At 57.9% G+C, this 12,616-nt stretch carries 10 protein-coding genes, 3 tRNA genes and 1 other RNA gene; 10 read left to right on the top strand and 4 right to left on the bottom strand.

Going from position 1 to position 12,616, the window contains the following annotated elements; genetic code table 11:
- Window positions 1–108 precede the first annotated feature (108 nt).
- The 7 genes from tolB to IV493_RS12520 all read left to right on the top strand — a co-directional run bounded on the left by tolB (window position 109) and on the right by IV493_RS12520 (window position 3,471).
- Window positions 109–1,404, top strand: coding sequence for a Tol-Pal system beta propeller repeat protein TolB (gene tolB / locus IV493_RS12550; RefSeq protein WP_013357155.1), 1,296 nt, complete (start codon window positions 109–111; stop codon window positions 1,402–1,404).
- Window positions 1,405–1,455: 51 nt separating this feature from the next.
- Window positions 1,456–1,983 (top strand): peptidoglycan-associated lipoprotein Pal, encoded by a 528-nt coding sequence (gene pal / locus IV493_RS12545; protein WP_003853135.1) that lies wholly within the window; start codon window positions 1,456–1,458, stop codon window positions 1,981–1,983.
- 9 nt (window positions 1,984–1,992) lie between these two features.
- Complete coding sequence (gene cpoB, locus IV493_RS12540) at window positions 1,993–2,787, top strand: cell division protein CpoB (protein WP_013357156.1); 795 nt, start codon at window positions 1,993–1,995, stop codon at window positions 2,785–2,787.
- A gap of 164 nt (window positions 2,788–2,951) precedes the next feature.
- Window positions 2,952–3,027, top strand: a tRNA-Lys gene (locus tag IV493_RS12535).
- A 69-nt stretch (window positions 3,028–3,096) separates the two neighbouring features.
- Window positions 3,097–3,172 (top strand) — tRNA-Lys (locus IV493_RS12530).
- A 46-nt stretch (window positions 3,173–3,218) separates the two neighbouring features.
- Window positions 3,219–3,294 (top strand) — tRNA-Lys (locus tag IV493_RS12525).
- Window positions 3,295–3,337: 43 nt separating this feature from the next.
- Window positions 3,338–3,471, top strand: a non-coding RNA gene (locus IV493_RS12520) — RtT sRNA.
- A gap of 399 nt (window positions 3,472–3,870) precedes the next feature.
- Here IV493_RS12520 and IV493_RS12515 read toward each other — a convergent pair.
- Window positions 3,871–5,346: an AlkA N-terminal domain-containing protein gene (locus IV493_RS12515; RefSeq protein WP_013357157.1), complete on the bottom strand. Its 1,476-nt coding sequence runs from the start codon at window positions 5,344–5,346 to the stop codon at window positions 3,871–3,873.
- 158 nt (window positions 5,347–5,504) lie between these two features.
- On the opposite strand from IV493_RS12515, the gene IV493_RS12510 reads away from it, so the two are divergent.
- The 3 genes from IV493_RS12510 (at window position 5,505) to pnuC (ending at window position 7,972) form a co-directional block, all read left to right on the top strand.
- Complete coding sequence (locus IV493_RS12510; RefSeq protein WP_033782350.1) at window positions 5,505–6,038, top strand: methylated-DNA--[protein]-cysteine S-methyltransferase; 534 nt, start codon at window positions 5,505–5,507, stop codon at window positions 6,036–6,038.
- A gap of 126 nt (window positions 6,039–6,164) precedes the next feature.
- On the top strand, window positions 6,165–7,226 hold the full coding sequence (gene nadA, locus IV493_RS12505; protein ID WP_195857232.1) for a quinolinate synthase NadA: 1,062 nt from the start codon (window positions 6,165–6,167) through the stop codon (window positions 7,224–7,226).
- A gap of 23 nt (window positions 7,227–7,249) precedes the next feature.
- Entirely contained in the window at window positions 7,250–7,972 is a 723-nt protein-coding gene (gene pnuC / locus IV493_RS12500) for a nicotinamide riboside transporter PnuC (protein WP_013357161.1), read from the top strand.
- Here the strand turns inward: pnuC and zitB are convergent.
- The 3 genes from zitB to IV493_RS12485 are packed head-to-tail and all read right to left on the bottom strand — an operon-like array spanning window position 7,966 to window position 12,582.
- The gene (gene zitB / locus IV493_RS12495; RefSeq protein ID WP_195857231.1) at window positions 7,966–8,955 is read right to left on the bottom strand and encodes a CDF family zinc transporter ZitB; all 990 of its coding nucleotides are present in this window, start codon (window positions 8,953–8,955) and stop codon (window positions 7,966–7,968) included. The two genes, pnuC and zitB, sit on opposite strands and share 7 nt — an antisense overlap.
- The gene (locus tag IV493_RS12490; protein ID WP_195857230.1) at window positions 8,933–12,019 is read right to left on the bottom strand and encodes an ATP-binding protein; all 3,087 of its coding nucleotides are present in this window, start codon (window positions 12,017–12,019) and stop codon (window positions 8,933–8,935) included. Before IV493_RS12490 ends, zitB begins: the two co-directional genes overlap by 23 nt.
- Window positions 12,001–12,582, bottom strand: a complete 582-nt coding sequence (locus tag IV493_RS12485; protein ID WP_033782354.1) for a response regulator transcription factor — start codon at window positions 12,580–12,582, stop codon at window positions 12,001–12,003. The genes IV493_RS12490 and IV493_RS12485 overlap by 19 nt, the downstream gene beginning before the upstream one ends.
- Window positions 12,583–12,616: the final 34 nt, after the last annotated feature.

The raw sequence follows: 12,616 nt of genomic DNA, 5'->3' as shown, positions 1-12,616 counted from the left end.
ACGGGCGGCAAGTTGTTCTATGTTTAGCTTGCCGTACTTAAGTTGTACTCGTGGTTTCCAGGAACAGTGCCAATTATCGTGGACTGAGGTTCAGATAAGGGAGATAAAATGAAGCAAGCTCTTCGCGTTACGTTAGGCTTTTTTATCCTGCTGTGGGCAGCCATGCTGCATGCAGAAGTTCGAATTGAGATCACCCAGGGTGTCAACACTGCGCGCCCGATTGGCGTGGTGCCGTTTAAATGGGCGGGTGCGGGTGCTGCGCCGGAAGATGTCGGCGGCATCGTAGCGGCTGACCTGCGTAACAGTGGCAAATTTAATCCACTGGACCGCTCGCGTCTGCCACAGCAGCCTGCCAGCGCGCAGGAAGTTCAGCCTGCCGCCTGGAGCGCGCTCGGCATTGATGCCGTTGTCGTCGGTCAGGTCGCTTCTAACCCGGATGGCAGCTATCAGGTTTCTTACCAGCTGGTTGATACCGGCGGTGCGCCAGGTACCGTACTGGCACAGAACTCGTATAAAGTGACTAAACAGTGGCTGCGTTATGCTGCCCACACGGCCAGTGACGAAACCTTCCAGAAGCTGACCGGCATTAAAGGTGCTTTCCGTACCCGCATCGCCTATGTCGTGCAGACCAATGGCGGTCAGTTCCCGTATGAGCTGCGCGTGGCTGACTACGATGGTTACAACCAGTTCGTGGTACATCGTTCACCACAGCCACTGATGTCGCCAGCCTGGTCTCCGGATGGCAGCAAAGTTGCCTACGTGACCTTTGAAAGCGGCAAATCTGCGCTGGTGGTTCAGACGCTGTCTAACGGTGCTATCCGTCAGGTCGCCTCTTATCCACGTCATAACGGTGCACCGGCGTTTTCGCCAGATGGCTCTAAGCTCGCTTTCGCGCTCTCTAAAACCGGCAGCCTGAACCTCTATGTGATGGATCTGGCGTCAGGTCAGACGCGTCAGGTGACAGATGGTCGCTATAACAGCACTGAACCGACCTGGTTCCCGGACAGCCAGACGCTGGCTTATACCTCGGATCAGGCGGGTGCCCCTCAGATCTATAAAGTTGGTCTGAATGGCGGCACGCCACAGCGTATTACCTGGGAAGGTGGTCAGAACCAGGATGCGGATGTCGCAACAGATGGTAAATCTATGGTGATGATTAGCACCAGCGGTGGTGCTCAACACGTCGCCAAACAGGATCTGGAAACGGGAGCCGTTCAAACGTTAACGGACACGTTCCTGGATGAAACGCCGAGCCTGGCACCAAACGGCACAATGGTAATCTATAGCTCTACTCAGGGGATGGGTTCCGTGCTGCAGTTGGTTTCAACCGACGGTCGTTTCAAAGCGCGTCTTCCGGCAACTGATGGACAGGTCAAATTTCCTGCCTGGTCGCCGTATCTGTAATGTCTGACAGTTCAGACATCGCAAACAATAAACAATAATGGGATTTTTGAAATGCAACTGAACAAAGTGCTGAAGGGTTTGATGCTGGCTCTGCCGGTTCTGGCAGTAGCGGCTTGTAGCTCACACAAAAACAACAACAATGACCAGACTGGCATGGGCGCTGATGGCGCTTACGGTGCTAACTCTGGCATGAACGGTAACGGCGGCAACATGTCTTCTGACGAGCAAGCTCGTCTGCAGATGCAGCAGCTGCAGCAGAACAACATCGTGTACTTCGGCCTGGACAAGTATGACGTTCAGTCTGATTACGCACAGATGCTGGATCAGCACGCGACCTTCCTGCGCAGCAACCCATCATACAAAGTGACCATCGAAGGTCACGCGGATGAGCGCGGTACGCCGGAATACAACATCGCCCTGGGCGAACGTCGTGCTAACGCCGTTAAAATGTACCTGCAGGGTAAAGGCGTGTCGGCTGATCAGATGTCTATCGTTTCTTACGGTAAAGAGAAGCCAGCCGTTCTGGGTCATGACGAAGCAGCGTATTCTAAAAACCGTCGTGCCGTACTGGTCTACTAAGAGAATCACATGGTTAGTAACTTCAGACGTCATCTGTTGAGTCTGTCGTTACTGATTGGCGTAGCGGCCCCCTGGGCCGCTAATGCCCAAGCGTCAATCAGTAGCGTTGGCTCCGGCTCGGTCGAAGACCGTGTCACCACTCTTGAACGAATCTCTAATGCCCAGGCACAGCTGATGCAGCAACTGCAGCAGCAGATGAGCGATAACCAGCGCGATATCGATGCGTTGCGTGGGCAAATCCAGCAAAACTCGTATCAGTTGAATCAGGTGGTTGAGCGGCAGAAGCAGCTTTACCAGCAGATTGACAGCCTGAGCAGCGCCAGCAGCAGCAGCGGGCAACAGGCAGCCGGCAGCGATGCCGCAGCAGATACCAGCGCAGCAGCCACCGCAGGCGCGGCAGCATCCACGGAGAGCGCACCTGCGCAGACCGGTGACGCTAACAGCGATTACAATGCGGCTGTGGCGCTGATTCTGGAGAAGAAACAGTATGACCAGGCGATCAGTGCGCTTCAGGCGTGGGTAAAACGTTACCCGGATTCGACCTATCAGCCGAATGCGAATTACTGGCTGGGTCAGCTGAACTACAACAAAGGCAAAAAGGACGACGCGGCGTATTATTACGCTACGGTAGTGAAGAACTATCCGAAGTCGCCGAAAGCTGCAGAAGCGTTGCTGAAAGTGGGTGTCATCATGCAGGAGAAGAAAGACACGGCGAAAGCCAAAGCGGTCTTCCAGCAGGTGATCAAACTTTATCCAGACACCGAATCTGCTAAACAGGCGCAAAAACGTCTGGCAAGCCTGTAATTTGTCCGGTTCAGACCAGATATCGTGTGATTTCTGGTCTTGCCGTATGAAAGGTAAGCAACTGAAGCATTTAGCAGAAATAAGAGTTGCGCTACCCCGCTAAATCAGTAATATATGCCGCCGTTGCCGGGACACATTGCAAAGTGTCTGGTAAGCCTGAAGATGGGTCGTTAGCTCAGTTGGTAGAGCAGTTGACTTTTAATCAATTGGTCGCAGGTTCGAATCCTGCACGACCCACCATCTCCTTCAGACGCGCTTTACCGCGCTGTTTTAAGAAGAACACTTCAGCATTGCTTCACAACCTAAGATGGGTCGTTAGCTCAGTTGGTAGAGCAGTTGACTTTTAATCAATTGGTCGCAGGTTCGAATCCTGCACGACCCACCATCTTATCTCAGCCGCCTGGCGCGCTGAACGGTTGTAAGCCCCCAGCGGGTCGTTAGCTCAGTTGGTAGAGCAGTTGACTTTTAATCAATTGGTCGCAGGTTCGAATCCTGCACGACCCACCAATTAAGAAAGAAGCGCCTTTAAGGCGCTTTTTTCGTTTTCAGAGCACGGTATTCACCGTGCAGGGTGAGAACCTGCAGCAGGTTCGACTGAATCGCCCGGCGATTCAGGCTGATGCTTCAGCATCACCCGGAGGGCGAGGCCCTGGAAGGGCCGAGGCAATCCTGCACGACCCACCAATTAGAAAGAAGCGCCCTTTGGGCGCTTTTTTCGTTTCTGCGGTATCTGGCTCACGTTAAATGTATAAAGCCACTGGCGTTTGAGGTAGTGGGCAAAGTCTGGCGCAGTTCGCTGAGAGATCCAGCCTGCGCAGAGAACACGGTCAGATCAGAAAGACGCAAAAGCCGTCATCCATGACACGCTCGGCCCGCGCCGTCCTGGCGCGGGACGCTTTCCTCCTCTGACCGTGTTCCCTGCGCATCGGGCTTAATTGTTGCTGGAGGATTAAAGCTGATTTAGCTTTCTCAGCCATCTAAAAGCGCTGCTGGCGATAATTGCGCAGGACGCTTTCTTCTTCTGAGCGTATTAACTGCTCGTTTTGCTTTTGCTTTGCGGGGAGAGTTGCCCTGTACTCATCCTCACGCCTTTTTCTTCACCTTCGCCACTGCCAGGCTCTCCCAGATATGCATCACCGCATAGCTGCGCCAGGGACGCCAGGATTGCGAACGCGCTTCCGCTTCTCTGGATGTCATGCCGCCCAGGTTGTTACGGATGGCGATATCTTCCTTGGGAAAGGCATCCGGCCAGCGCAGGGCGCGCATCGCGATATAGTGCGCAGTCCAGGGACCAATGCCCGGCAGGCTGACCAGCTTTTTTATCACCTCGTCAGGCTGCTGAGCGGCGCTGAGACGCAGGTCACCGCTGGCGCAGGCGCTGGCAAAGGCGATGATGGCGCGGGAGCGCGCGGCGCTGACAATGCCCATCGGTGCGACATCGTCCACCGTCAGTCCGGCGATGCGTTCAGGAAGCGCGGTATAACGGGTGAGATCGGCAAAAGGCGTCTCGCAGGGCTCACCAAAGGCGGCGGCAAAACGGCTGCTGACCGTGGTGGCCGCTTTGACGGTTACCTGCTGGCCGATAATGGCGCGCACGCCCAGCTCAAAGGCGTCGAATGCGCCGGGCACGCGCAGACCGGGATGTGCGATCAGGCTGGGTGCCAGCAGCGGATCCTGGGCCAGGCAGGCGGCGATACGCTGTGGCTGCGCATCGAGATCGAACAGGTCACGCAGACGGCGCAGCAGCAGAGGCAGCACTGGCGTCAGGGACGTTGAGAGCGTCACCTGCAATGCGTTCTTCTGCGGCAGATGGGAAACGCTGACCCAGCCCCGGCAGCGACCCAGCGCCACAGTGCGTCGCCAGCTGCCATCTTCCACCGCTTCGACCTCCTTCATCAGGTGCGTCTGCAAAAACCAGAGCATCGCCGCCCAGTCATAGGGGGGGCGATAGGTCAGCCGCAGCGTCACGCGGTCGCCGGGCTGCGCACGCTTAGTGCCAGTGTCATCCCGGCGCAGCGCGCTCGGCGTCATGCGGTAGCGCGCCTGGAAAACATCATTAAACCGGCGCAGGCTGCTGAAACCGCTGGCGTAGGCGACCTCTGTGACAGGCAGTTGTGTTTCTGTCAGCAGCTGTTTTGCCAGCAGCATTCGCCGCGTCTGCTTCAGCTCCAGCGGCGAAACGCCGAGTTCATGCTGCACGATACGGCGCAGCTGACGCAGGCTGAGGCCGAATTCCGCAGCAATTGCTTCCAGGCCTTCGCGCTCCTCCAGCATGCCTTCCTCGATACGCTGAATCAGCCGCTCTGCGACGCGATGCGGCTGATCAACCGGCGCATTGCCGGGTGCCAGTTCTGGCCGACAGCGCAGGCAGGGGCGAAAGCGCGCTTTTTCCGCCGCCTCAGCGCTGCTGAAGAAAAGGCAGTTCTTCTGCATGGGTGCTTTAACCGGGCAGACCGGACGGCAATAGATACCGGTTGACGTCACACCCACAAAGAAAACGCCGTCAAAGCGGGTATCACGAGAGGTTAGCGCCTGGTAGGCAATTTCGGGATCGAGCATGGCATTTCTCCGGCAAATAGGGACAGCCTATACCGGCTGGATCCGTCAGACTGGCTGTTTTCGGACAGCAAAACAGTTTAACGCCATGACCGGAAACAGCCAGTCAGGGGGAAAAAAAGTGCGATACTGGATGACGGAACCGTGACGGGAGAATCACCATGTACTACTTCAAACCGATAGCTACCCCGGTAGGTGAACTGAAACTGGTCGCCAGCGACAGTGGCCTGGCGGGCATCTTGTGGGAAAACGACGATCCGAAGCGCACCCGATTTTTGCCGCAGACGCGCAATGACGATCATCCCATTCTGATCGAAACTGAGCGTCAGCTCAGCGAATACTTTACCGGTGAGCGTCGCTGCTTTGAGCTGCCACTCGACATGGTCGGCACCGACTTTCAGAAAAAAGTCTGGCAGGCGCTGGTGGCGATTCCATTTGGTGAAACGCGCAGCTACAGTCAGATTGCCAGAGAGATCGGTCATCCGCAGGCAGTACGGGCGGTCGGCGCGGCCAATGGTCGTAATCCACTCTCCATTGTTGCGCCATGCCACCGCGTGATTGGCGCTAACGGCAAGCTGACCGGCTTTGCAGGCGGGCTGGACATCAAAGCTTTCCTGCTGGCGCTGGAAGCGCCGCAGTCGCTTATCGATAAAGCAGCTTCAGAGCCGGTCCAGTTAGTGATACAGGCGGACTAAAAATCCCACGACACAGTCTGGCTTTTCCGCTATCGTGTTTAGCATATAAAACACGATGGTGGATTGAACGCCATTATTCGCCTTTACTGGCGATTTTCGTTAATTAGATAAAACGAGAGCTGTGTCATGAGTGTGATGTTCGATCCTGAAAGCGCCGTTTACCCTTTTCCGCCTAAACCTGCTCGTCTGAGTGATGACGAGAAGGCGTTTTACCGTGAGAAAATCAAAGCGCTGCTGAAGGCGCGTAACGCGGTGATGGTGGCGCACTACTACACCGATCCGGAAATCCAGGCGCTGGCGGAAGAGACCGGCGGCTGCGTCTCCGACTCGCTGGAGATGGCGCGTTTCGGCAGTAATCATTCCGCCACCACACTGCTGGTGGCAGGCGTGCGCTTTATGGGCGAAACCGCCAAAATCCTCAGCCCTGAAAAAACCGTGCTGATGCCGACGCTGCAGGCGGAGTGCTCACTGGATCTCGGCTGCCCGATTGAAGAGTTTAACGCCTTCTGTGATGCCTATCCCGATCGCACCGTCGTGGTCTATGCCAATACCTCAGCGGCAGTCAAAGCGCGGGCCGACTGGGTAGTGACCTCCAGCATTGCGGTTGAGCTGATTGAGCATCTCGACAGCCTGGGCGAAAAGATTATCTGGGCGCCGGATCGTCATCTGGGCCGCTACGTCACTCAGAAGTCGGGCGCGGATGTGCTGTGCTGGCAGGGCGCCTGCATTGTGCATGACGAGTTTAAAACCCAGGCGCTGCAGCGTATGAAAGCGCTCTATCCCGACGCGGCGGTGCTGGTGCATCCTGAGTCACCACAGGCGATTGTCGATCTGGCGGACGCCGTTGGCTCGACCAGCCAGCTGATTCAGGCGGCGAAATCTCTGCCACATCCGCAGATGATTGTGGCGACCGATCGCGGCATCTTCTACAAAATGCAGCAAATGGTGCCGGATAAAGAGCTACTGGAAGCGCCGACCGCGGGCGAGGGCGCAACCTGCCGCAGCTGCGCTCACTGTCCGTGGATGGCGATGAACGGCCTTAAAGCTATCGCAGAGGCGCTGGAGACGGGCGGCGCGGGACATGAGATTCAGGTGGATGAGACGCTGCGAGAGGCGGCGTTACTGCCGCTAAATCGCATGCTATCCTTTGCAGCGGAACTTAAACTCAACGTGAAGGGCAACGCCTAAGCGTTCCCGGACAGGTGCTCAGCATGGACTTCTTCAGCACACATAATATTCTGGTTCACATTCCTCTGGGTGCCGGAGGCTACGATCTCTCATGGATTGAGGCCATCGGCACGCTGGCGGGCTTACTCTGTATCTGGTTTGCCAGCCTGGAAAAAATCATCAACTATCCGTTCGGTCTGATCAACGTGACGCTGTTTGCGGTGATCTTCTTTCAAATCCAGCTCTATGCCAGCCTTCTGCTGCAGCTCTTCTTCTTTGCCGCCAATATCTATGGCTGGTACGCCTGGAGCCGTCAGACCGCCGATCATCAGGCCGAGCTGAAAATCCGCTGGCTGCCACTGCCCAAAGCGCTCGCCTGGGCGGCGGGTTGCGTGATCGCCATTGCGCTGATGACGCTTTATATCGACCCGGTGTTTGCGCTGTTAACCCGTGCAGCGGTGACGCTGATGAACGGTATTGGCCTGTCGGTGGCGATGCCCGCGTTGCAGCCGGATGCCTTCCCGTTCTGGGATTCCTGCATGATGGTGTTGTCGATTGCGGCGATGGTGCTGATGACGCGCAAATATGTTGAGAACTGGCTGCTGTGGGTCATCATCAACGTGATTAGCGTGATGATTTTCGCCCGTCAGGGCGTCTATGCGATGTCGCTGGAGTATGTGATCCTGACACTGATTGCGCTGAACGGATCGCGTATGTGGATCCGCAGCGCGCGGCAACAGGGTTCCCGCGCGCTGTCGGCTCAGTGAGTGTGTGCTTCGCCTTTAGCGTGAGCAGGGTCATGATCATGGTCGTGAGAATGACTGTGATCATGGCCGGAGGCAGCCGCGCTGCTTAAGCCGAGTTCACATTCGGCGCCGGCACAGGGCTGATACTCCATCTGCACCGTCGCATGCGCAATCTGGTAGTTCTGGCGCAGGTAGTCGTGAATACGATGCAGCAGCGCATCGTGATCGTAAGGCGGGATCACCTGCGCATGCAGTGTCAGCAGCGGCTTTTCGCCGACCTGCCACAAATGCACATGGTGAACATTGCGCACTTCGGCGATGTTCAGCGTCAGATCCCGTATCAGCCGGTTCACATCCAGTGAATGCGGTGCCCCTTCCAGTAACTCCTGCAGACTTTCACGCAGCAGCGCCCAGGCGCTGCGCAGCACCAGCAGGGAGACCAGCAGTGACAGAATCGGGTCAATTGGCGTCCAGCCGGTCAGCAGGATGATTACCGCTGCCACAATCGCGCCCACCGAACCCAGCAGGTCACCCATGACATGCAGCGCGGCGGCACGCACGTTGAGATTCTTCTCTCCGCTGCCGTGGTGCAGCAGCCAGAACGACAGAATATTGGCCAGCAGGCCGCCAACTGCGATCCCCAGCATCAGGCCGCCCGTGACCGGCTGCGGGTCGGCAAAGCGGCGCACCGCTTCCCAGACGATGAGCGCGGTAATGCCCAGCAGTGCGATGGCGTTAACAAATGCGGCCAGCGTAGTCAGGCGCAGCAGGCCAAAGGTGTGACGTGCATTAGGTTTACGGCGCGAGAACTGCACCGCCAGCAAGGCCATCAGCAGCGCGGCGGCGTCGGTCAGCATATGCCCTGCGTCCGCCAGCAGCGCCAGTGAACCCGAGAGCCAGCCGCCAATCACTTCAGCAACCATGAAGACGACGGTCACCCCGAAGGCGGCCGCCAGACGCGTGCGATTACTATCCTGCCCGCTATGAGTGTGGGTATGTGCCATAAGTTTCCAGTTTTTTCAGTAACCTGTTTACGAATAATATCAGTAATTGCCACGTCTCAGACGTATCCTGATGCTGTTTAACCTGCTCCGTCAGCTGCTGGCTGAGCTGCGCGCCATGCTCCAGCCCTGCCAGCAGGCAGCTTCCTTTCATCCGGTGTGCTGCTTCGGCGAACTGCGTCCAGTCTGCGCGTTCGTGTGCCTCACGCATCACCGCCAGGTCCTGTGTCACCGTACTGTGCAGCGTCTGGCTCAGACGGCTGAGGAATTTGTCATTCTGCTGCGCCAGCTGCCACAGATTGTCATCCAGTGTCGCCAGCGGGTCTTCCTGCCACGCCTGCTGCCACTCTGCCAGCAGCGCGCTGAGATCGGCTAACTGTACCGGTTTAATCAGCACCCGCTCGCCCGCCTCAGGCGGTCGTGACAGAAGCTGCGCGTCAGCCGAGCAGAGCACCCGCATCGCCTGACGTCCACGCTGGCGGTCACGCCGCCGCAATATCCGCAGCAGCAACGTACCGTCAGGGCGCGGCATCATCTGGTCGATAAACAATAGATCATAAGGCTGCTTTGCGTCGGCCTGCAGCAGCGCGCGTCCCTGTTCGAAGGTGTCAGCCTGAATCGCAAAGCGCACTAGCTGCTGCTGCATCACCAGCAGATTGGCTGGATGGTCATCGACAATCGCCACCCTAAGATGAGGAAAGCCGGGCAGGGACGTCTCATCCGCATGGCTTAGCGGCGCGCAGATCTCCAGCGGCAGCGTTACGGTGACCTGAGTGCCGTGACCAGGTTCAGAGGTGAGCCGGATGTCGCCGCCCATCCGCAACACCATTTCGCGGCAGATAAACAGTCCCAGCCCGCTGCCCTGCACCGAAACGGATTTTCCGGACGGCGCCTGATACCACGGGTCAAACAGCTTCTGCTGTTCCTCCGGCGGAATCCCGCTGCCGCTGTCGCTCACCGTCAGAACCAGCTGCTGCTTAGCGGCAAGAGTCAGACGAATCGCGCCGTGGCGGGTGAATTTCAGCGCATTGGTCATCAGGTTGTTGACTACCTGCTGCAAACGGTCGGCATCAATCAATACGGTGTCAGGCAGCGGCGTCAGCGCCTCGACGATCAGACGCGGGCCGTCAGTACGCATCAACGGATGATAAAAATGCTGCTGTTGATTGAGCCACTGCGCCAGCGCCAGCGGACGGGGTGCCAGGGTAAAACTGTTGCTCTCGATGCGCGCATGATCCTGCAGGTCATTCAGCAGGGTCAGCAGCGATTGTGCGCTGCTGTGTAGCAGCGAAAGATTCTGGCTACTGTGCTGTTGTTTCTCCAGCTCCAGCAGACCCAGGATCGCCTGCATCGGCGTGCGCAGTTCATGGCTGACCGTCGCCAGGAACTGGCTTTTCATCGCATTGGCATGTTCCGCCTGCTCACGCTGCTGACGTTCCCGGCGCTGCTGCCAGTAGCGGCGCGCCAGCAGCAACAGCAGCAGCACAATGGCTGCACCCGCTACTGCCAGCACTACCATCGGCAGCGAACGCATTACCATCACGCTGCCGGGCTGCGGCGGCGTTGACCAGCTATCACGCATCTGGCTCTGGGTATCGGCCGGAATCTGCTGCAGCGCGCGATCCAGCAGGGTGCGCAGCACTGGCTGGTCCGGCGTGACGCCCAGCGCAATCGGCCAGGCGATGTCGCTGGCGGCAAAGGCGAGGTGAATACGGGTATCATCGCGGCTGGCGATACGCCAGCGGGCGGAGAGCACGTTATCGACCAGCGCATCGATCTGCCCCTTTGCCAGTGCGTCATAGAGGCTATTACGATCGGCAAACGGCTGTGGCTGCAGATCCGCAGGCAGCAGACGCAGCGCCAGGTCATCCTGCAACACGCCGATCCGCTTGCCGCGCAGGTCGCGCCAGTGTGCCAGCGTATCGGACTGGACGCTGTAGATGCCCCACAGCGCGCGCCACACCGGCAGCGACGTGCTCTGCATCGCATCGCCATTCAGCGGCTGCATCAGCTGCAGCATCGCCTGCTTTTGCTGAATCAGCGTGCTGGCCTGGCGGGGATTACTGACCCACACCGGCTCAAACGCTAATCCGGTGCTCTGCGCAATCGCTTTCAGCAAGTCCACGCCATAGCCCCGGGCGGTTCCGCTGGCATCGCGGTAACTCCAGGGATAGTTGTCCGGCTCGGCGGTGTAAGTAATACGCGGATGATCGGCAATCCAGGCGCGCTCAGCAGGGCTGAGCATCAGGGTCTGGGTATCCTGATAGCGCGGCAGGCTGCTGCTCCAGCGCGCCTGTAGCGTGTTCATCAGTTCTGCAGGCAGCTGACGCAGGCTCTGATTTATCCAGCTGATAAGCTGGGGATCGCGCGCCACCGCACGCAGGTTGAGCTGGCCGGCCTCGATGTGGGAGGCGATCTGATAAATCTGGCCCTGTTGCAGCTGGCTTAGCAGAAAGCCGGCGCTGGTTTCATCCGCCACCACATAGTCATTCTGCTGATTAAGCAGGGTATAGAGCGCCTGCAGATCGCTGCTGTAGCGTCGCCAGCTGTGACGGGCCGCCAGCGCAGATGGCAACTGAGCCAGGGTGCTGTCGCTGATTGCAAGCGAGGCATTCTGGCTGTTGAACATTACGGCACGCTGGTTTTGCTGATTGCGATAAACCCGCAGCGGACTGCTTAACCAGTTTTCGCTGCTCAGGGTGCCGGGTGGCAGCGGGGCACTCCACATGCCAAGCGCAAAATCGATTTGGCCGCTGCTGAGCGCCTGCATCAGGTGCGGTTGATCGCTGTAGAGATTGAGCGTGAACTGCGCGCCGGTCAGCTGTCGCAGCGCGGAAAGATAGTCGGCGTTGATACCATAGAGGTCATTGCCGATACGCATCGCCCAGGGCGCGTGGTTTTCTTCCAGCAGGCCGACGCGCAGGATCCTGCCCTGCATGGTTTCCGCATGGGTCACCGGCAGCATCATCGGCAGATTCACGCTGCTCACCGGACGCACCTCAGCCAGCGCGGAGCCGCACCAGAACAGCAGGATCAGCAGAATAATTCTCACTGCTGGGCTTTCCACAGGTCAGCCAGTTCCACCACTGATCGGGCACCGGTTTTTTCCAGGATGTTCTTTTTATGGGTACTGACCGTTTTGTTACTGATGTGCAGCTGAGCCGCGATTTGCAGATTGGACAGGCCGCTGGCCAGCAGTGCCAGAATCTGACGCTCCTTCTGGGTCAGCGGCAGCTCAGGCTCATCATCCATCTCCGGAAAGGCCGTCTGACCGCCCAGCACCGCCAGGATGGCGCTGAGCAACTGCGTCATGCGCTGACTCTTTACCACGTAACCGGCGGCACCCAGCGCCTGAGCGCGACGCATATAGTGGCGGGTCTGCTGCGCAGAGTAGATAAGGACCGGGCAATCAGGACGATGGATCTTGAGGCGACGCAGGAACTCCAGCCCATCGCTGTCCGGCAGGCCGATATCCAGCACAATAATGTCCGGTTGCTCCTCAAGTAAGGGGCGGGCGGCTTTTTCACTGCTGGCAGAAAGCAGCTTAACGGGTATGGGCGACTGGCTCAGGGCAGCTTCAAGTGCCACTTCAACCAGCGGATGATCGTCAATCAAAAGCAAAACGGCCATGAAGGATTTCCTGTAAATTTCACAGGATTAGCAT

The organism is Pantoea sp. SM3640, assembly GCF_015654165.1.
Taxonomy (GTDB): domain Bacteria; phylum Pseudomonadota; class Gammaproteobacteria; order Enterobacterales; family Enterobacteriaceae; genus Pantoea; species Pantoea vagans.
The sequence above is the reverse complement of the archived record's forward strand: the minus strand, read 5'-3'. Positions and strand labels throughout refer to the sequence as shown.